Raw genomic sequence first — 23,972 nt, 5'->3', positions numbered from 1 at the left:
AAAAAAGGCGCGCCGTGAGGCGCGCCTGGGTCGGAACACATCAGCGTTGCAGGGATCTGCCGCGACCGATGCCGTAGTAAGCGAGGCCCGCGTCTTCCACCGTCGCCGGGTCGTACAGATTGCGGCCGTCGAATAGCGCGGGCTCTTTCAGGGCCGCCTTGATCCGGGCGAAATCCGGGCTACGGAAGGCCTTCCACTCGGTGACCAGGGCTAGCACGTCTGCACCTTCCAGCGCGTCGTATGGTTTCTCGCAGAGGACAAGGTCGTCGCGCTGGCCGTAGATGCGCGTGGTCTCTTCGCTGGCCTCCGGGTCATAGGCACGTACGCGGGCGCCGGCCTCCCACAGCGCTTCGATCAGGCGGCGGCTCGGCGCCTCGCGCATGTCATCGGTGTTCGGCTTGAACGCCAGCCCCCACAGGGCGATGGTCTTGCCAGCGATGTCGCCATTGAAATGGCGGAGGATCTGCGCAAACACGCGGGTCTTCTGCGTGTGGTTCACTGCCTCGACGGCGGTCAGCAGGCGCGCATCGTAGTTATGCGTGCGAGCAATGCGCTCCAGGGCCTGCACATCCTTGGGGAAGCACGAGCCACCGTAGCCTGCGCCTGGGTAGATGAAGTGGTAACCGATGCGCGGGTCGGAGCCAATGCCCTGGCGCACGAGTTCGACGTCCGCGCCGACCCGCTCGGCGATGTTGGCGATCTCGTTCATGAAGCTGATCTTCGTCGCAAGCATGGCGTTAGCCGCGTACTTTGTTAGCTCGGCGGAGCGCTCATCCATGACCACCATGCGATCGTGGTTGCGGTTGAACGGTGCGTAGAGCTTGCGCAGGCGGCTCACCGCGCGCTCGCTCGATGCGCCGACCACGATCCGATCAGGCCGCAGGCAATCCTCGACGGCATCGCCCTCCTTCAGGAACTCAGGATTCGATACCACGTCGAATTCAACGTTGGCGCCGCGTCCGCTGAGCACTTCCGCGATGGCGCCACGAACTCTATCGGCCGTGCCCACGGGTACCGTGGACTTGTTCACGACCACCGCATAGCGATCGAGATGCGTGCCGATGGTGCGGGCGACGCTCAGGACGTACTTGAGATCGGCGCTGCCATCCTCATCCGGTGGGGTGCCGACAGCAATGAAGATGATTTCGCCGTGGCTGATGGCCGACGCTGGATCCGTCGTGAAATCGATCTGTCCGGCAGCGTAGTTGCGCTTGACGATCGGTTCCAGGCCGGGTTCATAGATCGGGATGATGCCTTTCTTGAGGCCCTCTACCTTGGCTTCGTCGATGTCTACGCAGACGACGTGATTGCCCATTTCCGCGAGACAGGCGCCGGTGACCAGACCTACATAACCGGTACCAAAGATTGTGACCTTCATTCAAATCGCCTGTAGTGCGGAGAAACGGTATCCAACATCCTCCATCACAGCTGGCTGTCGCGATCCAGGTTGTACTGGGCGGTAGCCGCGTTGTTGATCAAGCCCGAAAGCGGAAGGAGCTGGCTGATAAAGCGGTTCCAGCGGGTGATGCCGGCCGGGCCGACATACACGACATCGCCGGGTTCGACAGCGAACTGGCCGGCGATCGCGTACGCGGCGGGCGAGTTGTTGTCGAGCTGGTAGATGGTGGCAGGGGCCTTTTCCATGTTCTCGACGCCGCGTATCACGTAGACGGACTTGCCGCGCGCACTGGTCTGGTTGAGGCCGCCCGAGCGGCCGAGGGCCTGGGTGAGACTGAGGTCGCTCGTCTTGAAGGAGATGGCCTGCGGGCGCAGCACCTCACCAAGCACGTAGACCTCGTGGTTATCGTTATAGGGCATGTAGATGCTATCGCCGCCCTTGAGATAGATGTCCTGGCCGCCCTGCAGCGTATGCGAGAGCTTGTCGAGGTCCAGGTGGTATTCCTGGTTGTCGCGACGTAACACGACGTTCGACAGGTCAGCGATCTGTGCATTCACGCCCGCGGCGCCCACGGCCTGCGATAGCGTAAGCGGCGCCACCGTGATGTTCTGGGGTGAAGTATTCGTGAAGGCGCCACCCATGGTGACGCGTTGGCTTGCGAATCCGACGATGCTGATATCGACCTGGGGCTTCGCGATGTACTTGGTGAGCCGGTTGGAGATTTCGGTGCGCAGCTGCTCGATAGTCAGGCCCGCAGCGTTGATCTGGCCTACATAGGGATAAAACAGCGTGCCATCCGGCCGGACAAGGCGGCCATTCGCGGCCGTCTGTTGCTGGGAGCCGGCGGGCGAGGTGAGTTCAGGATGCTCCCAAACGGTGATGTACAGCGAATCGCCGGGGCCGATGTGATAGTCGTCGGGTTTGTAGGCAGTAAGCGATGGATCAAGGCTGGCCGGGGAGGCGGATGCCTTGTCCATCGCGATGAGCTTCGGGGTGATGGGAACAAGCTGGTATCGCGCGCCAGTGGCGCTCTGCTTGTCATTCAGCTCACTGGTATTCATGTGCTGGCCGGGGGCCAGGACGCAGGCATGCAGGAGCAGGCTGCATCCGGCCACACCGAGGGTCGGCAGTAACTTCATCGTGCGCGGATTCCTTGGATGGAACGACAGCCCGGAATTCGGACGGCTCCCTACTAAAACCGACCCTGCATTAACCGATCGGGAACATGATGGACGTTTGGACGTCCATTCATGAACACAGCACCAGTTTAGTGCGTTCCGCCGGTTCCGCCCGTGCCACCCGTACCGCCGGTGCCACCTGTTCCACCCGTACCGCCGGTGCCGTCATTGCCGGTGCCCGTAGCGGAGTTTGCCGTTGCGCCAGTGGCCGCGGCCATCGCGGCAGTGCCTGCACCAACGCGTGCGGGCGCTACAGCGCCTTGCGATGCCTGGCGAGCCTGGCTCGGCGTCGCGACGCGCGGCGCCTGTGCAGCGCTGTTGTCGCCGTTTGCGGCGGGTTGCGGCGTAGCGCGCTGGGTCTGCGCCCACAGCGGTGCTGCGACGGCGAAGATGGCGCATGCGATTAGCAGACGTTTCATGTCTGATCTCCTGCGGTGTGTGAATTACTTAGGAATGTTTCTGAATAAAAGTGCGCACATCATTCTGCACACACATTCATGAACGGAGATGCGCGACGAATGCGCGTGTGTCATTCACCGCTATCCATGTGTCAACAAGCAAGTCGTTCTGCTGAACGCCAAAATTCAGCGAGTGTTTCTGTGAAACGTGTCAGGTTTTAGCACATGCCTCATTGCCGTGAATTTCGTGGCGATGCAGCATCCACTCATATTCACCGTGTTGCGCGAGTGGTGAGCGAACCGAAGCCGGTGCTCCGCGGATTCGGGTAATAGCGTGTTGAACCGTTACGAGATCCTGGATGGATGCTCGTCGGTTCTACAGGGGGCACGTACCTTGGCGCGCCGGCATGGCCGGTGGCGTCTCTTGGCAGAAGGTACTTGTCATGCAACTGAAAAAAATCAACGCTTTAGTTGATCTGGAGCTTCGCGTCGGTGACCTGATGAGTGCGGTCACCGCGGCCCACGTGGCCTATCTGGCTCGCTTTCAAGGCGATGCCATGGATAGGACGTATGCGGCCGCCATGGTCATCCTTGTGCTGTTCACATTGGTGGGCTCCATGCTCTTCCGTGTGTACGAACAGCCATTGGGTGAGCGCCCGATCAGCCAATTCTTGCGCATTGCAACATCATGGTGCATTGCCTTTGCGGGCCTCATGGTGATGGGTTATCTGCTGAAGATCGGCGATTCCTTCTCGCGTGGCTGGGTGTTGCTGACACTTCCGTTCGGTCTCATTGGATTTGGTTTGGTGAGACTGATCGCGCTTGTTGCGTTGCGTCGCCTGCGTACGCGCGGCGAAGGCATTGCGCGTTGCCTTCTTGTCGGCGCGACCGATTCAGGTTTGCACATGCTCGAGCAGGTGCGCGGCAATCCTGCGCTGGGCATGGATATCACGGGGTACGTCAAGACGAGCTACGACCACGGCGTACCGGAAGGCGTGCCGAAAGTGGGTTCGCTCCTTGAGCTTGAAGACATCCTGGAGCGCGGTGAATGGGACGAGGTGCTTCTCGCGCTACCGGTTAGTGCAAATCGCGCCATTACGTACGCCATGGACCGCATGGAGCAGCATGTGGTCACGGTGAAGTTCGTACCTGACCTGTTGGGGCGCCAGCTCATCAATCACCAGATGGAAGATTGCGCGGGCGTACCTATCGTCACGCTTCGTTCCAGCCCGCTCGAAGGCCATGCCTGGCTGGTGAAGAACATCGAAGATCGGCTGCTCGCCGGCGCGATTCTCCTGATGATCTCGCCGATCATGCTCATGCTTGCCGTCGGCGTGAAGCTTTCCAGCCCTGGACCGGTGCTCTACCGCCAGCGCCGCATCGGTCTCGATGGCAAGGAATTCGAGATGATGAAGTTCCGCTCCATGCCGGTGGATATGGAGAAAAGCGGGAAGGTCGCGTGGGGTGGTGCACAGAACAAGACCACGACGCGCTTTGGCAAATTCATCCGCCAGACCAGCCTGGACGAGCTACCGCAGTTCCTGAACGTGCTCCGTGGCGACATGTCCATCGTGGGGCCGCGGCCGGAGCGGCCGATGTTCGTGGAGCAGTTCAAGGGCGAGATCGATGGATACATGCACAAGCACCTGGTGAAGGCCGGTATCACTGGTTGGGCCCAGGTCAACGGATGGCGCGGTGATACCGACCTGACGCGGCGTATCGAGCACGACCTGTACTACATCAACCATTGGTCGCTCGCGTTCGACCTGAGGATCATTTTCCTCACCATCTTCAAAGGCTTCGTGCATAGCGAGAACCAATCGTCCTCACGCACGGGTGTCACGGCTACCGCGGGAGCGCAGCCGGCTGAGTCCGCGATCGAGGAGACGCCTTAAATCGCCGGTCGCAGGGCAGGCGCCCATGTGGGCGCCATCGCGCGCAAGCGCGCTCCTACATAGAAAGGGCTTTGCTTGAAAGTATTGATTTGTGGCGGCGCGGGTTACGTGGGATCGCACATGGTGCGGTATCTGCTCGAGATGTCGCACGAGGTTGTGGTCTACGACAACCTGTCGACCGGACATCGTGAATCGGTGCCCGCGGGCACCGCGTTCGTCCATGGTGATATCGGCGATGCGGGGAAACTCGCACGCGTGTTCGCGGAACACCGTTTTGATGCGGTGATGCATTTCTGCGCTCGTTCCCTGGTCGGCGAGTCCGTGATCGATCCTTACGCCTACTATGAAAACAACGTGGGCAACACGATCTCGCTGCTCGACGCGATGCGCCACGCAGGCGTTGATCGGCTCGTGTTTTCGTCGACGGCAGCCGTGTTCGGGCACCCGGTGTCAGAAACGATTGATGAGAGCCATCCCACCGCGCCCATTAATCCGTATGGCCAGAGCAAGCTGATGATCGAGCAGGTGCTCTCGGATGCCGCACGTGCCTACGGCCTGCGTTCCGTGGCATTGCGCTATTTCAATGCCGCGGGCGCCTCGGCCTGTGGCTCGATTGGCGAGGCGCACGATCCCGAGACCCACCTGATCCCCAATGTGCTGAAGGCGGTCCTGGGGCAGGGTAAGGGTCTCAAGGTATTTGGCACCGATTACGATACGCGCGACGGTACGTGCGTACGCGACTACGTGCATGTGAACGACCTGGCCTCAGCGCATCTGCTCGCCATCGAATACATGGAGAAGAACGAAGGTGCATTTACCTTCAACCTCGGCAACGGCGAGGGCTTTACGGTGCGCGAAGTCATCGCGGCCGCAGAGAAGGTGACCGGGCGCACGGTCCCGCACGAGTTCGCGGAGCGTCGGGCGGGCGATCCGGCCGTGCTTGTCGCATCCAGCCAGCAGGCTCGCGATGAGTTGGGCTGGCGGCCCGCCATGGCGAGGATGGAAGACATCCTCGCTTCGGCCTGGCAGTGGCACCTCGAACCGAAGTTCTGACGCCGCTAGCCGGCGGCAAGCTGACCGATCAGCTGCATGGCGTTCGGCACCGGCTTGCCGTCGGCAAAACATGCTTTGACCAGGGTGTTGACCTGGGCGAGGGTGGGGCGTGTGGTGCGGAAGCGGTCCAGCATGGCGTGATCCTGCGCTGACGCTGGCTGCGCACCCTGCGCCTTCGCCGCGCCGCCTGCCGTGGCGAACATCCGGTTCTCACCCAGCCGCGTAGCCGTGGCGAGTTGCATATCGATGCCGGGTGACTGCGGCGAAACGACGATATTGTCGTGGATGGCGATGTCACTGGGGACACCTTTCCACTTGGTCGCCTTGAACACCGTCACTTCCGCGCCCGCGAGCGGCTTGTCCGGAATGATGATGATGTTGTTGTAGATCTGGCTTCCGTTGACCGGGCCCGAGATGCGCAGGCTCGCGCTGTCCGTCTTGCGCAGGGCATCGTTGATGCTGACGTTATAGCGGACGATGGTGCCGGTGTTGCCAATATCCCCGCCGCTGCGTCCGTCGTTGCAGACCAGGGCCATGCCGCCGACGTTGTCGTGGCTGTAGTTGTACTGGATCAGCGTATTACGGCAGCGGAAGTCGGAATCGAAGCCCTGGCCATCGGCATATGCCTTGTGGTCGCTGACTTCGTTGTACTGGACCGTGGTGTTATCGCAGTCGAACGGCCAGATGCCGGCAGCCGCTTCACCGCGCGGTAGCGGGCCGCACTTGCTGATGGTGTTGTGCTCCATGACGGCGCCATCGCACCCGCGCACAAGGATGCCATCGCCCGGGACGCCAGTAAGGCGATTGCCGCGCACGGCCACGCCTTTCGCCAGGCCACCGGTGCGGTCACCCGCGGCGAGGAACAGGATGCCATCGCGCTGGGTGTTCTCCAGGACGTTGTCGGCAATGAGGAGGCCATCGTAGCGGGTCGGCTTGTTCTTGCCCTTCGCCTCCACGAGGATGCCACTGCCGCCGCCGGCTTGTTTGACGGGCAGGCCGTTGACGTCCCGCACGTGGAGGCCCTGCAGGGTGATGCCATGTGCCACGCCATAATCCTGGTGGAACAGATGGACGCCCGTGCGCTTCGCAGCCGGTTGGGGGCCCTGGTTCGAAATCTCGAGATTCCGCACCGTCCAGTACTCGATGTTCTGCAGGCGTAGCGTCGAGGGCGACTGGCCATCGGCATGCAGGTGCGGTAACGCGCCCTGGCCGTAGGCATCGACGGTTACCGGCGCGCCGGCGCTGCCCGAGCCCTTCGGCAGGAAGGCGCCTGGATAGTCACCGCCGCGCTTGAAGAGGATCCGGTCGCCCGGGCCGAAGGTCACTTTGTTCAGCCGGTCGAGGCTGCGGAATGCCTGCGCTTCGCTCGTTCCCGCATGGCTGTCACTGCCTGCGGTTGCGTCGATGTACCACGTCCGCCCGCCTGTCGCGGCTGCCGAGACGCGGGTCAGGGGTAGTGCGGCGGCCGTGGCGACCGCGAGTGCCGAATAACGAAGGAAATCCCGCCGAATCATGTTCTACCTCCAGGAGCGCCCGTGTAGGAGCGCGCTTGCGCGCGAAACCACGCGACGAAAGCCGCCGGCTATCGACGCTCGCTAAGCGAATACCGAAATACCCCGCCATGCTTCTTCAGCATGTAAGCGAACCCCGCCAGGTGCTTGATCGTCAGCCTGGAGAACTTTCGCGTCCGGCGCTTGTAGTCATGGACGATCGAGATGCGCCGTGAGTAGTAGTTGCGCAAGCCCATCTTCCGCGTCCGCACGCAGAACTCCGCGTCTTCCGGGCCGAAGAAGATCCGGTCGTCGTAGCCCATCAGGAGCGCAGCGGTCTTCTTGGTGAACGTCTGGTTCGCGCCGAGCACGTAGTCCACTTCCATCGGATCGGTCTCATTCTCGAACACGGTGTCGGTCATGAGGTGGCGGTCGAGTTCCCTCTGGACGAAGCCGAGCTTGCGCGTGGCAGCCACGCGCGCGGCGATCGGCTGGTAGAAACGCGGGAAGCGGCGCGTGGAATCCTGCCGCGTCCGGTCGACGTTGAGCAGCTCGAAGCCAACGACCCCGGCATCCGGGTGGGCTTCGAAGAAGGTCTCCACGATGCTACCCGGGTCGTTGGTGAGGAAGATGGTGTCGTTATCGAGCGTCATGCAGTATCGGCCGCGCGCGAGGAACAGCCCGCGATTGCGCGCCGGCCCGACACCGAGGTTGCTCTCCAGTGGGAAGTACCTGATCTGCGGCAGCGTCGCCACGAACTCGGCGCTGCCGTCTTTGGAGCCGTTATCCACCACGATGACCTCGTCCTGGCTGAAATCCACCTTGTCCACGAGGGAAAGCAGGCAGCGTTCCAGGTTGGCCAGTTCGTTCCAGGTGATGATGATGATCGATAAGCGCTTCTCGGCCTCGCTCATGACGATGCTCCTAGGGGGTCGTGGTTTTTGAGGGAAGAAGCGGGGCTGCCATCACGCAGCGAGGAAGGGGTGATGACCGCATTGGCCTTCACCACGTAATTGTCCGGGATGACTACGGGGCCGAAGATGCACGCGCCGGTGCCAATGGTGACGTTGTCGCCGATGATGGGTGTGCCATCGCCGGGGAACCGGTTGCCGATGCACACGCGCGCGTAGAGGGTGCAGTTGCGGCCGATGGTGGTCTTGCCGTTGATGATGACGCCGAACGCGTGGAAGATCACGAGCCCCGGGCCGATCGTCGCCGTCGTGGGCAGGTAGCTCTTGAAGACGAACTCCGCGAACTTCTCCAGGATGCGCAACGGCGTGTGGAACACGGTGCCGCGCGCGCTGGCGATGATCCGGTAGGTCAGGATCACCCAGAACGACTGATCCAGCATCCACCAGACCATGCCCCGCCAGCCGGGCATGGCGGCGAGCCGTTGCTTGTCCGCACGGAAGTCATTGAGCATGGATCGGCTCCGGTCGGGGAAGAGGTGCCTTGCTGCGCAGGAAAGCCCTGCGCGCTTTCACGTGTGCCTCGGCTTCGGCGACGAGCTTGCGGTGGCGTACCTGTTGCCTGGCGTAGAACATGCCCACGAAGAACCAGAAGTACGCCTCGTATCCACTGAACTCGATGAACGCCAGCATGAGATACAGGAGGAGGAACGCCTTCACGTTGGTGTTCTGGCCCTCGGTCTTCGAGAACAGGATATGCGCGCACATCGCGAGGAACAGCAGGGCCGACTGGGCGCCGCCTTCGAGGAAGAACTGCAGGTAGATGTTGTGGACGTTGTTTTCCACGAACGTCAGGCCGGAAATCTGCTCCATGATCGGCACGCCGTTGCCGACGCCGTAGCCAAGCCAGTTCTGCTTAAGGGCGATGCCTGCGTTGGTCCACAAGGCCAGGCGGCCGACGTTCTTGTGCTCGAGCTGCGTCTCGGCCTGGAGGTTGAAGCGATCCAGGACCGGCACGTCGATGACCTGCGACAGGATCAGGCCAACCACCAGGATGACCATGGCGACGCAGAAGAACGTGTAGAAGTAATAGTGGCGGGTCTTCCGCATGCGCCATGCGGCAATGAAGATGGACACCGCGGCGCCGATCAGGCCTGCGCGCGACAGCATGGTCGCGCTGGTGAGGAACGCGATGCCGGCGGCGATCGGGTAGGCCCGCGTGCCGATCAGCAGGATGGAAAGCAGGGCCAGCAGGCTGGCCTCGATGTTGCGGCCGCCGGTCGACATGTACAGCACGCTGGAGGCGCTTTCGCTGCGCGTATAGATCGACCCGAGCGCATTGGCGTAGGCGATATCGCGCAGGATGATGAACACGATGCAGCAGCCGAGCATCCAGATGAAGATCTTGCGCAGCTCGAATTCGGCCAGCTTGTGGCCGAACACCAGCCCCAGAAAGTACGAGGAGGCGACAAAGACGATCAGGGTGGAGCGGAGGCCGCCACCATAGGTCGCGGCAGCCGCCAGCGAGGTGGCGGTCAGTACACCGATGAATGCGGTGGCCGGGTTGAGCTTCAGGTAGCGCGCTGCGGGAAGGTAGAGCACCGGCATCATCAGGAGGAGCAGGTGGTACACGTTCACGTGGGTTTTGCTGGCCGAGCTGTGACCCAGCGGGATCTGGACGAAGATCATCGCCATCAGGGTGATCGCCATCGCCCGGGTCTTGTTGATCACCATCAGCCGAGCGCCACGCCGAAGAACTTGTGGATCAGGACTTTCAGGGTCGACTTGTAGCCACCCAGCGACACGTTGCGCGCGATATCGCCCAGCGGCGGGCGTTCCCGGTTCATCACGTACTGGATGTTGCGGTGGTTGCGGCGCTGGTCGGGGCTCATCAGGCTCGCGTGCTTCGCCATGAATCGCTGGCTCCCTTCCGCGCGCTTGTTCGAATTGCGGATCCGCGCGCGGCTACGGTCGTCGTCCACGAACGAGAGCAGGTGCGGGGACCGCACGGCGGGCCCGAAGCGGTCTGCCAGGCGGATCCACATGTCGTAATCCTGCCAGCTCGGCATCGCTTCATCGAAACCGCCCAGCTCACGCATGCGCGAGAGTTCCGTCAGGACCTGGTTGCCTGCGTGGTTCGCGTACAGCATCCCGGGCAATGTCAGGGGTTCGGCCTTCGCAAGCTCCGCCGCGGAGAACGTGCGATCACGCATCGGCTCGACCTGCGGCAGGGTCTGGAAGTACTTGAAGCGCGTGCAGGCGAAGGATGGCGAATGCGCCTGGTACAGGTCGACGAGGCACTCGACGCGCTGCGGGTGGAAGAAGTCGTCGTCGTCGAGGCCGGTGACGTAGGTGCCGCGCGCATGTTCCATGCAGCGGTTGCGCGCGCGGCAGGCGCCTTGTGGCGTCTCGTTGCGCAGATACGTGAACTTGCCGGGGTAGCGCGCGACGTAGTCGGCCATCACCTCCGGCGTGTCATCGTCCGATGCTTCATCACAGACGACGATCTCGATCTCGGCGTAAGTCTGCGCAAGCACGGAATCGATGGCACGGCGTAGCAACGCGGAGCGGTTACGCGTGGGGATATAGACGCTTACCAGGGACATAGCGTGTTCGCTCCTCATCTCAGGCTCCCACCGGCGCCGCATGGCGCGAGAGCAACACGGCGCGATGACGCCAGGCCAGCCATGCCAGCGGGGGCACGGCAAACACGAAGCGGATGGCGCAGGCCTTCCAGTCATCCGCGGGGTAAATGGCGACGGCGAGCATCAGCAGGGCATAGGGGACGAAGCTTTCGAGCGTCCAGGCGCTGAAGAAGTCGCGCGGGGTGATGTCGATGATCTTCGAGGAGAAGAAGTAGTAGGAGAGGATGGTCGAGAGCACCTGGCTAAAGGCCAGGGCGATCGCCATGATTTCGAGCGAGCGTGACAAGGCGCCGGCCACGCTGACCGCGAGGGTGATCCCGCAGATCTTGAGGTTCCAGCCGAACTCGATATCCGAACGGCCAAGGCTCTGGCTAAGGGCGCCGATCAGCGAGCCCAGGGGGCGCAGCATGCCAAACAGCAGCATGAGCGGGATCAGGTGGGCGACGCCGTCGTAACGGTGGCCATAGAGGATGGTGACGGCTAGCGGCGCCGCCACGGCGAGCATGATGAAAACCGTGGCGCTGAAGATCGATACGCCACGCAGGCCGAGCAGGTAGATCCGGCGCAATGCGGCGGGATCGTCCTGCAAGGTCGCCAGGCGCGGCAGGGCCAGGCGGGCCGCCACCGGCATGATCAGCTTGGTCGGCTGCAGCACCAGTTCCTTCGCCAGGGAGTACACGCCCAGCGCGGCAAGGCCAAGGAACTTGCCCAGGATGACCTGGTCGGCCTGGCTGCGGAGCTGGTTGATTACCTGCGAGCCGAACTGGAACGCACCGTAACGAAAGGCTTCGCGGATGATCTTGCGGTCGAACGAGCGGCCCGGGTGCCAGTCGCGGTCCGAGCTGGCGACGAACAGGGCGAGCCGCACGAAACTGTTGACGACCATCGCCCAGACCGCCGCCTCGATCGAGGCGTGGAAGCCCAGCACCATGATCACCAGGGTGGCCAGGCCCGACAGCCTGCCGATCATCTCGATGCGCGCCAGCTTGGGAATCTGGAACGCCTTGATCAGGCTCGCCTGGTATTGCGCGGCGACGCCAAGCATCAGGAAGTTCAGCGTGGACAAGCGGAGCAGGCCGCCGAGAACTTCTGACTGGTAGAAGTCCGCTATGCCATATGAGGCGACGAAGAGGACGACAGCCGATACCGCGCCGAGTCCGGCGCTGATCAGGAACAGCGAGGTGCGTTCGGGCTTGCTGATGTCCTGCCGGTGGATCAGGTAGCTCGAAAGGCCCATGTCCTGCAGCATCGTCGCCACCGCGTTCACCACGTTGACGATGGCGAGGGCGCCGAGCAGGTGGGCATCCACGTGGTGGGCGAGCAGGGCGATCTGCAGTAGCTGGCTGAGGGCGCTGACCACCGTAGAGCTGGCGGTCCAGATTGCATCGCGTCGTACGGAAGCCATCGTCTGCCTCCGTCAGGCCAGTTGGGCGGCCAGCTGATCGTGCAGCCGGTGCTGGTTGAAGCGGCTTTCGACGGTATCCCGTGCCTGCCGCGCGACCGCGTCGAGGTTGTACTCGCCGCGTTGGATCGCGGTGAGCGTTTGCGCCAGGGCCGCGGCGTCGCGCTCGGGAACGAGCCAGCCGCTGCGGCCATTCTCGATAAGCTCCGGGATGCCGCTATGCAGGGTCGAGAGGCAGGGGACCCCGGCGGCCATGGCCTCCATCAGGGAGACCGGGATGCCTTCCTGGTCGCCATCCGCCGCCGTGACACTGGGCAGGGCGAAGACATCGGCCGAGCGCAGCGCGGACTGGATGTAGGCCTTCTCGCGGCGGCCGCGCAGGTGGATATGCGCCGCCATGCCGCGCTCGGCAACGAGCGCCTTCAGTTCGTCCTGCAGGGGGCCATCGCCGATGATCTCGAGATCGATGGGTACCCCTTGCGATACCGCGTGCGCCACTGCTTCACAAAGGTATCTCACCCCTTTTTTCTCAACGAGGCGAGCCACGCTCACCACGCGCAGCGTGCGTTCCGGTGAAAGCCTGTCGCCCTGGCGCTGGCGGAAGGGGAAGCTATCCAGGTCGACACCCATGCGATGCACGCGGATCTTCCCGGGGTCGCAGCCGAGTGATTCGAGCTTGTGCTGCCAGCGGGTGCTAATCGGCAGCATGTGCTCCCCGTCGGCAAACAGCCTGGGGTAATCGTTGGCGTGGCGAGCCAGTACGCTGTGTTGCGACAGGTCGTAGCCGTGGAACACCGTATAAACCGGGCCTTCGATGAGCCCCAGCGAGCGCAGGTGCACGGCGAGAACGCCGGTAGGGCCGAAGTGCGCGATGATCGCGTCGGCCTTGATCGGATGGGTGATCCGCCGCACCGCACCGGCCAGGGTCAGGCTGCGGGCGACGTGGCCGTAGCGCCGGGCGGAGAGCGCACGCCGGACGCGCGCCTGGCCCAGGGCAGGCGCCACCTGCTTCACGCGGTCGAGCAGGCGTTGCCAGCCCGGCACCGCAGCGCCGGATTCGTTGAAGATAAACGTGGCACGCTCCATCAACCCGCGCTGCTCGACCAGGTCACCTGGCGTGGGGCTGCTGCCCCGGCTTACCGCGAGGATGCGCACATCGAACCCGCGATCCAGCAGGCCGATGATCTGATCGATCACGAACGTCTCCGAATACTTCGGAAACTCCGGGAGGACGAAGAGCACCACCATGCTCACGACCCGACGCCCAGCGTGGCGAGCACGGATTCGCGTGCAAAGGCTTTTTCACGTGCCACGGCCGCGGCAACGCGCGGACGCAGGGTCTCATCCTGCAGCAGGCCTAATACCTTGGCTCTGAGCGTGCCGTCCAGCAGCGACTTCACCGGCATCGAGAGCTCCGAGGTGCCGAGGCGCTTCATCACGCCTTCGCTCTTGTGCTCGTACGCCAGGGCGACGGCGGGTGTGCCGAAGTTCATGGACATGATCGCGCTATGCAGGCGCGTACCGATCGTGAGCACGCATTGGGCAAAGCGGTGGCCAAGCTGGACATCGTTCAGTTCGTCCATTTCGACATGCATGGCATCGGCGCGGCGCATGCGGCTGCGTACGCGCAACGCGATCATGCGGTCGTCTTTCGGATACCCATCGATCGCCGTGCAGGTCGACAGCGCTTGCAGGCGGTAGCCAGCGTCGGCGACGGCGTCGAGCAGCTCAGCGAACGCGGTTTCATACGTGTCCTGGCTGATGCCGAGGCGCTTGTCGAACGGCGCAAGCTCACGGAAGGTCACGGCGACGGCAGGCTGCTCCGCCGCGTAAGCCGGGTCGCCGGTCGAGACGAGCCACGCGGTGTCCGCCGCGGCACGCACCCTGGTCTGCGGGATCGCGCCGTCGGCCATGTGTTTCAGGCTGACCTCCTCGCGGAGGGCCAGGGCGTCCACGCGCGACATGACGTCCTGCGAGATCTTGCGGAAAAGCGGGTGTTCGAAGGGGCCAACGCTGTGGCCGATGAAGAAGATGGGGCGGCCCGCCAGCAGGGCGCAGAGTGCATGGTCGTACTGGGTTGGGCCGTACAGATCGACGAAGAACGACCCGCCTACCTGGATCACCAGGTCGTACGCGCCGAGGGAGGCGATGTAATCCCTGTGGCGCTGTGGCAGGCCAATCAAACGCGACCAGGCGTTCTTCATCATGTGGGCATGGAGTAGCCACGGAATGAAGCGACGCAACAGCTTCGCCTTGATCGAGCCGAAGCGCTGCTTGCCCGCTTCGATGTAGTAGCTGTTGAGGGTATCCCGTTCCAGCCGGCGCCCCAGCAGCCATGCCGAGCTGGTGGGGAAGCGGCTGAGGATATCGATCCGGCTGCCTGGGATGGCGCCTTCCAGGCACTCGAGGAGGCCGCGGAGGATGGCGCCGTCGCCACGGTTGCCGCAGGTATGGTTGCCGACGATAAGAATGCGGGTCATGGTTACGTCGGCTCGGTCTGGTACTTGTAGTAGGCGTATGCGGAGTAGCCCGCGGTGCGGCGCTCGACCGCGTTGAAGATGGCGCCCTTCAGCTCGACGCCGTTCTGTTCGAATCGTTGCTGTGCAAGCGCTAGCTCACGCGCCTTGTTCAGGCCGAAGCGGGCGACGAGCAGGCTGGTGCCGGCATGGTGGCCAATCACGGCGGCGTCGGTCACGGCCAGGATGGGTGGCGTATCCACGATGACCAGGTCGTACTGCGGCACCATCGCGTTGATGAACTGGCTGAAGTGTTCATGCATCAGCAGTTCCGAAGGATTGGGTGGCACGCGGCCGCGGGTGATGAAATCGACGTTCGGCACGATGTTCTTGTGCATGACCGTGTCGATTTCGTGCGAGCCGACGAGGACGTCCGAAAGTCCCTCGCCTGCGCGGATGCCCAGGTGCTGGTGCAGCGTGCCGCGTCGCATGTCGCCATCGATCAGCAACACGCGTTGGCCTGCCTGGGCGATGACCGCCGCGAGGTTGGCGGACACAAAGGTCTTGCCGGCGAACGGGCTGGCACCCGTGATCATCAGGACGTTGTTCTTGGCTTCGAGGCGAGCGAAATGCAGGCTCGTGCGCAGGCTGCGGAAGGCTTCGACGGCCAGATCCGCCGGGTCGGCGATGGCCAGCAGTTGCTTCTTTCGGCTGCGGCTTGTCGTGGTCTGGCCGCGGCTCAGCGGTACCGATGCGTATACAGGCAGGCCAAGATCTTCGATGGCCGCGGGATCCTCGACGCCCCGGTTAAGGATCTGCTTCAGGAAGACGAAGGCCAGGGCGAGGAAGCCGCCGAGGAAGGTGGCGACGACGATAACGAGCGCCTTGCGCGGTTGCACTGGCTGGGTTATGTCGACCAGCGAGCGATCGACGATGCGAACGTTGCCGACGGTGCCAGCGCGGGCGATATCGAGCTGCTGCGCCTGGTTGAGCAGGCTGGTGTAAGTATTGGAACTTACCTGCACATCACGGTTGAGCTTCAGGAGTTCCTGCTGCGTATCGGGCAGGCCGCCGACCTGTTTCTCCATCGCAGCCTTCTGCGCCTCCAGCGTGCCCATTTGCTGTTGCAGCGCCTGGTAGGCCGGGTGGTCGTGGGTGAAGCGGCGGTCGATGTCGGCCTGCTGCATGTGCAGCTGCTGGATACTGTTCTCCACGCCGACGATCTGATCGAGAAGGCCCTTGGTCTGCATGCTGATATCGACGGCATGCGACTTGGTCTGGAAGGCGTTGAGCGCCGACTGCGCCGCATCGAGCTCGTTGCGCACCTTGGGTAGCTGGTCCTTCACGAACTGCAGCTGGCTGGCGGCTTCGGCCGAATTGCGCTCGACGTTTTGACGCACATAAGCACGCGTGATGTGCTCCATGGTCTGCTGCGCGAGCACCGGATCAGCGTTGTTGTAGGTGAGATCGATGATGCCCGAGTCAGTACCTTGCTCGAGCGCGACGATGTCCGTCTGCAACTTGTTGATCGTCGTCAGCGGTGGCTGCTCGACCACATCGAAGCGCGTGCCGGGGTTCGCAAGAAGCTGGCGGATCTGCACGGTGACGTCGCCGGCTTTGACCAGCTGGCCGACCGCACCCTGCGCGATGGTCTTGCCATTGTCGTCAAGCAGTGTGAACTGGTGGTTCTCGCCAGCGCGCAGTTCGAGCTTGTGGTTCATCAGCGCATCGGGGAGGTCGAGCTTGAAAATGTCGACGATTTCGCCACCCCAGCCGTACCGGCTCAGGCCAAAGCGAACGGGGCCGAGATTGCCGGGTTTGCGGCCTCGTGAGAGGTAATCGCCGACGATCGGCATGCGTTGCGGGTCGACCTGCACGTTCAGCTTCAGCTCGTCGACGGCTTGCCCGATGACGAGGCGCGACGTGATGAGTGCGATTTCCGTGGTGGCCTGTGATGCCGTGGTGCCAAGGGATTGAGTGAGGTCACTCAAGCCGGGAATCGAAGGCGTTTTCTGCTCGACCTGAACCACCGAGGTGGCCTGGTAGATGGGTGTGGCGAACACGGTGTAGAGCACGCCGATGAGAAGGAATGCGCCGGTGACACTCGCTATCACCCACTTATGATCTAAAAGCGTGCCGAATAGCGCGTTTAGGTCGAGGGTGTCGTTGTCACGCGCCTGATCTGTTGAGTTCATCATGCGTGGGCAGGTTGTCCCAAGGTGAAATGGCCGTCCGAACGGTTATAACGAGGTTTTGATGAACGACTCACTAAGCACATGAATCTCACGCTCAGCTTCGACACGAAATCGCAATAACCAAGGTGCATCGCGGTGATGCACCGCGATGGGGATAGCAGTAAACGTGAAGCACGGGGGACATGGAGCCGATGTTGTCGGACAAATGCCGTCGCGATCCGTCGACTCACGTGCTACGTGTTCGAGCTTAGACGCGCACGGCGTGCGTCCGGTAGCGATGCGCGAGTGTTCTGCGACACGCATCAATAAAATACATATCCGTAGTCGGATATAAGCGATATACGTGATGATTCAGTGAGTGTGCATCTTCATGCTGTGCACGCATGCATAACGATCGATTCATGCCCGAGTTGGTTTCGTTGCGTCGCACATGATCGCGATCCCCGTTGTTGCGGGATGATGGCCGTTGCTTTGTCGCAGCGCGTTAGGAGATCAAGCTGAACGCGATTAACGACCTGTTAACTCATCCGGCCGGGGTAGCATGCTTACGGCCGGATGCCAGCGTAGTAATCCGCAGCAGCATCCATTTCCGCCTCGGTCATGTTCCTCGCCACGTTACGCATTTGCCCGCTGATATCGTTCTGGCGTGTGCCATGGGCGAATGCCGCAAGTTGCGCCTTCAGGTAGGCGCGCGGTTGTGCATCAAGTCCTGGCGTGCCGAGCTTCGTGGTCATCGCGCCGTGGCATGCTCCGCATGGCGGGATGTTTCGCATGGGCGCACCCACGGCGATGATATCCGGTGCCGACGCAAGGTCGCGCGAGGCCGGTGCGGGTAGCGACGCGTAAAATGCGGAAAGGTCGCGCATATCCTGGTCGCTGAGGTCCATCACCAGTGGGCGCATGACGGCACTGATGCGGATACCTGCCTGAAAGTCCTTCAGCTGCTTGAAGACCGCGGCGGCACCTTCACCGGCGAGGCTCGGTATGTCTGCTGAACTGACGCCTCGCGTGCCATGGCACATGGTGCACTTGAGCGCGAGCGTGCCGCCGCGGCCCACGCTGCCGTCCGCAGCACGGTTGTCGAGGTCGGGCGTAAGGACCACGGCGGAGGTCGGGTGCGATGGGGGCGGTGGCGGTGCCGTAGGCACGAGCCAGCCCTTCGGGACGCCCGCAGCCCCGCAAAAGGCGTTCCACAGTCCCTTGAACAGCGCATCATTTTGCGCGGACGGCAGCCATACGAAGCCAACGAAGACGGAGAACACGAGGAGCGCGAACGTCCCGCCGACGCTTACGGTAAACCACCGGCTCCGCAGCAGCGCGCGACGTGAACCCGGGCTCATGGCTTGCCTCCCACGTACACCGCGGGCACCTGAGCCTCATGCAAGCGCATGAGCTGGGCGATGGGGAAGCCGTAGTTGGTGAGGGTCAGTGCGATCATCAGGCCCACCCACAAACCCAGGCCGTTCAATGCCCAGGGCAGGTTGGCTGGCTCGTGGACGGGCTTGCTGAAGGTGTAAGGCTCGGGCGCGATCTGCGGCGCGCGGTGGTTGCGCCAAAGCACGGTAAGGAAGATCGCGGCGGAGACGACGAGAATGGCGCCGCCCACGACGGACATGATTACGGTCAGCGCTTCCGTATCGCCGCCAGGTGCCGTGTAGTCGTAGAACGCCATGCGCCGCGGCATGCCGAGCAGGCCCGCATAGTGCCAGGGGAAGGTCAGGACGATCATGCCGATGAACCACAGCCAGAGTTGCGTGCGGATCAGGCGCAGGCTGCCCATGGCCCTGCCAGTGAGGTGCGGCCACAGATCGTAGGCAATGGCGAAGTACATGATCACGATCGCGCCGGCAAAGATCAGGTGGAAATGCGCGGTGACCCATTGCGTGTTGTGGATGGTGGAGTTGAGCTGGTAGCTCATGTTGATCAAGCCACCGGCACCGCCGAAGCCGAGCATCACGAACGACAATGCCAACGCCAGCATCTGGGGGTTATCCCAGGGCAGGGCCTTTACCCAGCCGAACGCGCCCTTGCCGCCGCGCAGGCGCGAGGCGATCTCGACCGACGCGCAGATGGTGAAGACCGTCAATAACGTCGGCACGGACACCATCGCCGTGAATACCGAATGCAGGAACTTGAAACCGGCGCCCACCTGCGGGTCGGCAAACAGGTGGTGGATGCCGATCGGCATGGCGAATACCAGGAACAGAGCGAATGAAATTCGCGCCATGGTGTCGCTGTACAGGCGCCCGCCAATCGCGCGGGGGACGATCGTGTAAAACGCGATATAGGCCGGCATCAGCCAGAAGTAGACGATGGCGTGCAACGTCCATGAAAACAGCACGCGTGCGAGGCCGGCATTGATGCTTGACGACCAGCCGAGCGCCACCGGAATCAGCTGGAACAGCAATTCGAGCGCGGCGCCCACGGCCGTCCACGCCCACAGGTACGCCCCGGCTACGGTGGCGAACATGGCCAGGGGGACGGGAGCCCCTCGGTGCGCGCGCTTCCAGGCGTAGAGGTTGACGCCCATCAGCGCCACCCAGATCCACGAGCCCACCACCACCAGTACGACGCCGATGTAATAGGACGCGTGTCCCACCATGGGTGGATAGAACGTATACAGCACGGAATCGAGGCCGAGCCCCACCGGTATGGCGGCGCCCAACGTGCCGACGATGATCAGGTAGAAGCCCGCCCATGCCCATCGCGTACCGATCAGCGGCTGCCTCAGCGCCAGCTCGCTGAAGGCATAACCGAAGCCCATGGCGACCAGGGTGGGGAACACGTAGCCCATGACGGTGCCGTGCGCCGTCACCGAACGGTAGTAGAGGTCGGCATTGCGCAGCCAGCCGTGCAAGGGGCTGCGAATGAACATCTGCCACTCGCCCAGCAGGATCGCCGCGCCGAAGACCGCGAAGGCGAGCCAGAAATGGGCGAGGACGAGGCGCTTGTTATAGATCACAGGTTGCCCTCCTTGCGTGGCTGGTCAACCGGGTGAAGGCGTTCTTGTCGACGACCCTGACGTTGGCCCACATGCCTTCGTGTCCCGTGCCGCAGAATTCGTGGCAGGGCATCAGGTGGTCGCCCGGCGCGTCGAACGAGGTCTTGAAGGTCGCGATGAAGCCGGGCTCCACCATGGCGTTGATATTGGTGCCCGTGACCAGCATGCCGTGGATCACGTCGGCGCTGGTGACCCGGAACGTGACGGGTGTTTCGGCGGGCACCACGATGCATTGCGGTGTGAACGAGTACTGCTGGCCGATCACGTGGACAGTCACCGAGCCATCTGGCTCATAGACGCTTCCCAGGTTGGCTTCGGCGAACTCACCAGAGACGTGAAGCGTGGTGGGGTCGATCGTCTCGACACGGGAGGGCGGCATCATGGCGGTGCTTAAGCCCATGAAGATGGTAATTGCCACGAGCACGCTGACGATGCCCAGCATGGCGAATCCCCAGCGCCGCTCTATGCGCGCGGCGACGTCGGCGGAACCGTGCAACTCGGAGGCGGGTTGGACCATGGGGCACCGTTTAGTGGATGACGCCGCGGGGGAGGAAGGCCAGGAAATAGAAGAGGAACCACATGGCGATGACGATGGCCACGGCGATGCCGGCGACCGCGAGCGCGCCTTTCGGCCCGCTACGCACGATCTCGTCGACGCGCTGGTCTTCCTCGGTGGGTGGGCTGGGTTCGTGGTTGGCCATGGCGTGTACCGTTAATCGAGCGGTGCGGAGCGCAGCTTGTTCACATCACGATCCGTCACGGGCGTGCCGCGGTTGTCCCAGGCGGTGCGGATGTACGTGACGACGGCGGCGACTTCGACGTCGGAGAGTTCCTGCGCGAAGGGCGGCATGCCGTAGGGGCGCGGGTTGCGTTGCGTGCCCGGCGGGTAGCCGCCGTTCAGCACCATGCGTATCGGGTTCACCGGTGAGTCCATGGCGATGGATGGGTTGCCGGCCAATGGTGGGAAGTCGCTGCCCCGTCCCTCACCGTGCGCCCCGTGGCATACGGCGCACTGTTCGCCGTAAATCTTCTTGCCGAGTGGCGCCAGGCGCAGCGTGGCGGCGTCCTGGGCATGGGATGGCGGCGGTGCAGTGTTGTTGTTTCCAGCCGTGGATGGCAGGTCCTTCAGGTAGACGGCCATTGCACGGATATCCGCGTCAGAGAGGTATTGCAGGCTGTTGTGCACGACCTCGGCCATCGGGCCGTAGACGGCGCCGCGCGTCGACACGCCGGACTGGAGAAGGTCGGAGATTTCACCCAGGCTCCACTCGCCCAGCCCGGCCTCGCGATTCGAGGTGAGCGACGGGGCGTACCAGTCTTGCATGGGGATCAGGCCACCCTGGTAGGCGGCGTCTTTCGAACTGCCACCCAGCGAGTTGATGGGCGTATGGCACAGGGAGCAGTGGCCAGGGCCCTCGACGAGGTACGCACCGCGGTTCCACTCCACGGACTTCGCGGTATTGGGCTTGTACTCGCCCTCGTCGAAATACAGGGTTCGCCAGCCCAGCAGGAGTTTGCGATCGTTATAGGGAAACCGCAGCGCCTGCGCGGGACTCGGCTTGCGTACCGGGGGTACCGAACGCAGGTACGCATAGATGGCGTCGACGTCCGCGCGCGTCATCCGTGTATACGCGGCGAATGGCATGGCGGGGTAGAGCAGTTCGCCAGTCCGCGAGCGACCCGTGTGCATCATTTTGTAGAAATCGTCCGCACTCCAGGTGCCGATGCCTGTGTCACGGTCGGGGGAAATGTTCGGCGAATACAGCGTGCCGAACGGGGTGAGCATGGGCCGGCCGCCCGCGAACGGCTTGCCGCCGGGGTCGGTATGGCACGCGATGCAGTCCGATGCGCGGGCAAGGTACTCGCCGCGTGCGAGGGTCGCTGCATCTTGTGCGTGGCACGGCAGCGCGGCCACCAGCAGCGATAGGGCCAGCCAGGCTAAGCGAGTCACCGAGCCCATCCTCTTCATCGCGCGTGCCCCTGTTCGCAGGTCAGCGCGAGCGGGAGCGAGCCCTCGGTCGCGGGCGCCGGGTTGAGCGGAGCCGGCTGCGCAGAGAGCCATGCGGCTACCGCAGTGATGTCGGCATCGGAGAGCCGGACGGTGATCTTCTGCATGCAATTGGGGCTGTCGGTCACGCGCGCACCAAAGCGTGAGGCGCCCAGCTGCGCGCTGATGTACTTCGCATGCAGCCCGAGCAAGCCGGGAATATCCGGCGAGATGCCCGTCAGCGAGGCACCGTGGCACGCCGTGCAAGCGGGGATGTTCCTCGAAGCATCGCCTTTCAGCGCGAGTGTCTCACCGAGTGCCAGTACCTGGGGCGTGACGTTCGGCCTGGGCAGGTTGGGGAAGGGCGTTCGCTGGGTCGCAAAGTACTGCGCCATCTCCTGCAGGTAAGCGTCCGGCAGGTACTCCAGCAGGTAATTCATGGGCGCGTATTTACGCTTACCATCGCGAAAAGCGACGAGCTGGTTGTACAGGTAACCGGCGGGCTTGCCCGCCAGCCTGGGGAAGTAATCGTCCTTGCTACCTTCGCCCTGCTTCCCGTGGCAACTGCTGCAGGCGAGCACGCGCGAAGCGGTGCTGTCGGGAAGTGTCACCGTACTCGCCGTCTGCGCGGCGAGCGGCATGGATGCTGCACCCAGCACGATGGCCAGCAGGCAGGCAGTGACCCGGCGGCCCACGCGTGGCAGGCCCATGGCACGGCAGCTTGAATTCATCAGTCAGACCACATCGTCCAGACGACCCGGACAGGCACTCGGCCTGTCCTCCCCATGACAACCCTAGTTGTACGTTTCGACTCTGTGGGCGGTCTTGCGTGTAACGATCGTGCGCGATGACATTACCGCGCTTTCGTTGCCCCTTGCGTAAGTAGAATTACTGCAAGGGGCAATGTGGTCTGGCGAACCTGCGCGAGATCAGATTCAGCGCCAGCCGAGTGCCGGCGCGACGTGCTTGAGGATCGATTCGATCAGGTGCACGTTGTAATCGACGCCCAGCTGGTTGGGCACCGCGAGCAGGAGTGTGTCGGCGTCGGCGATCGCCTGGTCGGCCGCCAGCTCGGCAACGAGTTGCTCGGGTTCGGCGGCATACGTCCGTCCGAACACGGCCTCCATGTTGTCGATGAAGCCCACCTGGTCGTTGCTCTTGCTACGGCCGAAGTAAGCGCGGTCCGTATCGTTCATGAGCGGGAAGATCGAACGTAGCACCGAGATACGCGGTTCGCGCGCGTGGCCGGCTTCCGCCCAGGCGTCCCGGTACACGCGCATCTGCTTCGCCTGCTGCACATGCAGCGGCTCGTTCGTTTCGTTGGCCTTGAGCGTGGAGCTTTGCAGGTTCATGCCCATCTTCGCGGCCCATGCCGCGGTGGCATTGGAGGCCGAACCCCACCAGATGCGATCTCGCAGGCCGGGCGCATGCGGCTCAGGCCGGAGCAGGCCGGGCGGGTTGGGAAACATGGGATGGGGGTTCGGCTGTGCGAAACCGTTGCCCTCGAGCAATTGCAGGAACACCTCCGCGTGGCGGCGGCCCAGGTCGGCGTCCGTTTCACCATCGGCAGGCGCGTAGCCGAAGTGCCGCCAGCCCTCGATCACTTGTTCCGGCGAGCCCCGGCTGATGCCCAACTGCAAGCGGCCGCCGCTGATGAGGTCGGCCGCGCCTGCCGTCTCCAGCATGTAATGCGGGTTCTCGTAGCGCATATCGATCACGCCGGTACCGATCTCGATGCGCCTGGTCAGTGCGCCGATCGCGGACAATAACGGGAACGGCGACGAAAGCTGGTTCGCAAAGTGGTGGACCCGGAAATACGCACCGTCCGCGCCGACCTCTTCCGCGGCCACGGCCAGGTCGATGGATTGCTGCAAGACATCCGTGGCAGTGCGCGTGGCGGAATGCGGCGAGTCGGTCCAATGGCCGAAGGAAAGGAAACCAATGCGTTTCATGGGGCAGGCCTCT

Annotated in this window: 21 protein-coding genes; 2 read left to right on the top strand and 19 right to left on the bottom strand. The window is 63.2% G+C overall.

Annotation, left to right across the window (positions count from 1 at the left end):
- Positions 1–40: 40 nt before the first annotated feature.
- The 3 genes from L2Y96_RS11745 to L2Y96_RS11735 form a co-directional block, all read right to left on the bottom strand.
- Positions 41–1,378, bottom strand: coding sequence for a UDP-glucose dehydrogenase family protein (locus L2Y96_RS11745; RefSeq protein ID WP_247325757.1), 1,338 nt, complete (start codon positions 1,376–1,378; stop codon positions 41–43).
- A gap of 44 nt (positions 1,379–1,422) precedes the next feature.
- The gene (locus L2Y96_RS11740) at positions 1,423–2,538 is read right to left on the bottom strand and encodes a polysaccharide biosynthesis/export family protein (RefSeq protein WP_247325754.1); all 1,116 of its coding nucleotides are present in this window, start codon (positions 2,536–2,538) and stop codon (positions 1,423–1,425) included.
- Between the two features lie 128 nt (positions 2,539–2,666).
- Complete coding sequence (locus tag L2Y96_RS11735; protein ID WP_247325752.1) at positions 2,667–2,996, bottom strand: hypothetical protein; 330 nt, start codon at positions 2,994–2,996, stop codon at positions 2,667–2,669.
- Between the two features lie 422 nt (positions 2,997–3,418).
- Between L2Y96_RS11735 and L2Y96_RS11730 the strand changes: the two genes are divergently transcribed.
- Both L2Y96_RS11730 and galE read left to right on the top strand, forming a co-directional pair.
- Positions 3,419–4,870, top strand: coding sequence for an undecaprenyl-phosphate glucose phosphotransferase (locus L2Y96_RS11730; RefSeq protein ID WP_247325749.1), 1,452 nt, complete (start codon positions 3,419–3,421; stop codon positions 4,868–4,870).
- Between the two features lie 120 nt (positions 4,871–4,990).
- The gene (gene galE, locus L2Y96_RS11725; RefSeq protein WP_247325746.1) at positions 4,991–5,923 is read left to right on the top strand and encodes a UDP-glucose 4-epimerase GalE; all 933 of its coding nucleotides are present in this window, start codon (positions 4,991–4,993) and stop codon (positions 5,921–5,923) included.
- A 5-nt stretch (positions 5,924–5,928) separates the two neighbouring features.
- Here the strand turns inward: galE and L2Y96_RS11720 are convergent, their stop codons facing one another.
- The 16 genes from L2Y96_RS11720 to L2Y96_RS11645 form a co-directional block, all read right to left on the bottom strand.
- Entirely contained in the window at positions 5,929–7,437 is a 1,509-nt protein-coding gene (locus L2Y96_RS11720) for a right-handed parallel beta-helix repeat-containing protein (protein ID WP_247325743.1), read from the bottom strand.
- 68 nt (positions 7,438–7,505) lie between these two features.
- On the bottom strand, positions 7,506–8,327 hold the full coding sequence (locus tag L2Y96_RS11715; protein WP_247325742.1) for a glycosyltransferase family 2 protein: 822 nt from the start codon (positions 8,325–8,327) through the stop codon (positions 7,506–7,508).
- On the bottom strand, positions 8,324–8,836 hold the full coding sequence (locus L2Y96_RS11710; protein WP_247325740.1) for a serine O-acetyltransferase: 513 nt from the start codon (positions 8,834–8,836) through the stop codon (positions 8,324–8,326). Before L2Y96_RS11710 ends, L2Y96_RS11715 begins: the two co-directional genes overlap by 4 nt.
- Positions 8,826–10,055 carry an O-antigen ligase family protein gene (locus L2Y96_RS11705; RefSeq protein WP_247325738.1) on the bottom strand — a complete coding sequence of 410 codons (1,230 nt, stop codon included), beginning with the start codon at positions 10,053–10,055 and terminating at the stop codon, positions 8,826–8,828. The genes L2Y96_RS11710 and L2Y96_RS11705 overlap by 11 nt, the downstream gene beginning before the upstream one ends.
- Positions 10,055–10,927: a glycosyltransferase family 2 protein gene (locus L2Y96_RS11700; RefSeq protein WP_247325737.1), complete on the bottom strand. Its 873-nt coding sequence runs from the start codon at positions 10,925–10,927 to the stop codon at positions 10,055–10,057. The genes L2Y96_RS11705 and L2Y96_RS11700 overlap by 1 nt, the downstream gene beginning before the upstream one ends.
- A gap of 19 nt (positions 10,928–10,946) precedes the next feature.
- Positions 10,947–12,371, bottom strand: coding sequence for an MOP flippase family protein (locus L2Y96_RS11695; protein WP_247325736.1), 1,425 nt, complete (start codon positions 12,369–12,371; stop codon positions 10,947–10,949).
- 12 nt (positions 12,372–12,383) lie between these two features.
- A complete protein-coding gene (locus tag L2Y96_RS11690) occupies positions 12,384–13,616 on the bottom strand; it encodes a glycosyltransferase (RefSeq protein ID WP_247325732.1) in 1,233 nt (410 codons plus the stop codon).
- Positions 13,617–13,618: 2 nt separating this feature from the next.
- Entirely contained in the window at positions 13,619–14,848 is a 1,230-nt protein-coding gene (gene wcaK / locus L2Y96_RS11685) for a colanic acid biosynthesis pyruvyl transferase WcaK (RefSeq protein WP_247325729.1), read from the bottom strand.
- A 2-nt stretch (positions 14,849–14,850) separates the two neighbouring features.
- Positions 14,851–17,022: a polysaccharide biosynthesis tyrosine autokinase gene (locus L2Y96_RS11680; RefSeq protein ID WP_247325726.1), complete on the bottom strand. Its 2,172-nt coding sequence runs from the start codon at positions 17,020–17,022 to the stop codon at positions 14,851–14,853.
- Between the two features lie 542 nt (positions 17,023–17,564).
- Positions 17,565–18,359: a c-type cytochrome gene (locus tag L2Y96_RS11675; protein WP_247325724.1), complete on the bottom strand. Its 795-nt coding sequence runs from the start codon at positions 18,357–18,359 to the stop codon at positions 17,565–17,567.
- Positions 18,356–19,981, bottom strand: a complete 1,626-nt coding sequence (locus L2Y96_RS11670) for a b(o/a)3-type cytochrome-c oxidase subunit 1 (RefSeq protein ID WP_247325722.1) — start codon at positions 19,979–19,981, stop codon at positions 18,356–18,358. Before L2Y96_RS11670 ends, L2Y96_RS11675 begins: the two co-directional genes overlap by 4 nt.
- Positions 19,971–20,537, bottom strand: coding sequence for a cupredoxin domain-containing protein (locus L2Y96_RS11665; protein ID WP_247325721.1), 567 nt, complete (start codon positions 20,535–20,537; stop codon positions 19,971–19,973). The genes L2Y96_RS11670 and L2Y96_RS11665 overlap by 11 nt, the downstream gene beginning before the upstream one ends.
- Before the next feature lie 10 nt (positions 20,538–20,547).
- Positions 20,548–20,721, bottom strand: a complete 174-nt coding sequence (locus L2Y96_RS11660) for a hypothetical protein (RefSeq protein WP_247325720.1) — start codon at positions 20,719–20,721, stop codon at positions 20,548–20,550.
- A gap of 11 nt (positions 20,722–20,732) precedes the next feature.
- The gene (locus L2Y96_RS11655) at positions 20,733–21,971 is read right to left on the bottom strand and encodes a cytochrome c (protein ID WP_247325719.1); all 1,239 of its coding nucleotides are present in this window, start codon (positions 21,969–21,971) and stop codon (positions 20,733–20,735) included.
- A 14-nt stretch (positions 21,972–21,985) separates the two neighbouring features.
- Positions 21,986–22,738, bottom strand: coding sequence for a c-type cytochrome (locus L2Y96_RS11650; protein ID WP_247325718.1), 753 nt, complete (start codon positions 22,736–22,738; stop codon positions 21,986–21,988).
- A gap of 204 nt (positions 22,739–22,942) precedes the next feature.
- Positions 22,943–23,959 (bottom strand): LLM class flavin-dependent oxidoreductase, encoded by a 1,017-nt coding sequence (locus tag L2Y96_RS11645; protein WP_247325717.1) that lies wholly within the window; start codon positions 23,957–23,959, stop codon positions 22,943–22,945.
- Positions 23,960–23,972 lie beyond the last annotated feature (13 nt).

Source organism: Luteibacter aegosomaticola (assembly GCF_023078475.1).
Lineage (GTDB): Bacteria > Pseudomonadota > Gammaproteobacteria > Xanthomonadales > Rhodanobacteraceae > Luteibacter > Luteibacter aegosomaticola.
This window is presented reverse-complemented; position numbering and strand designations above follow the sequence as displayed.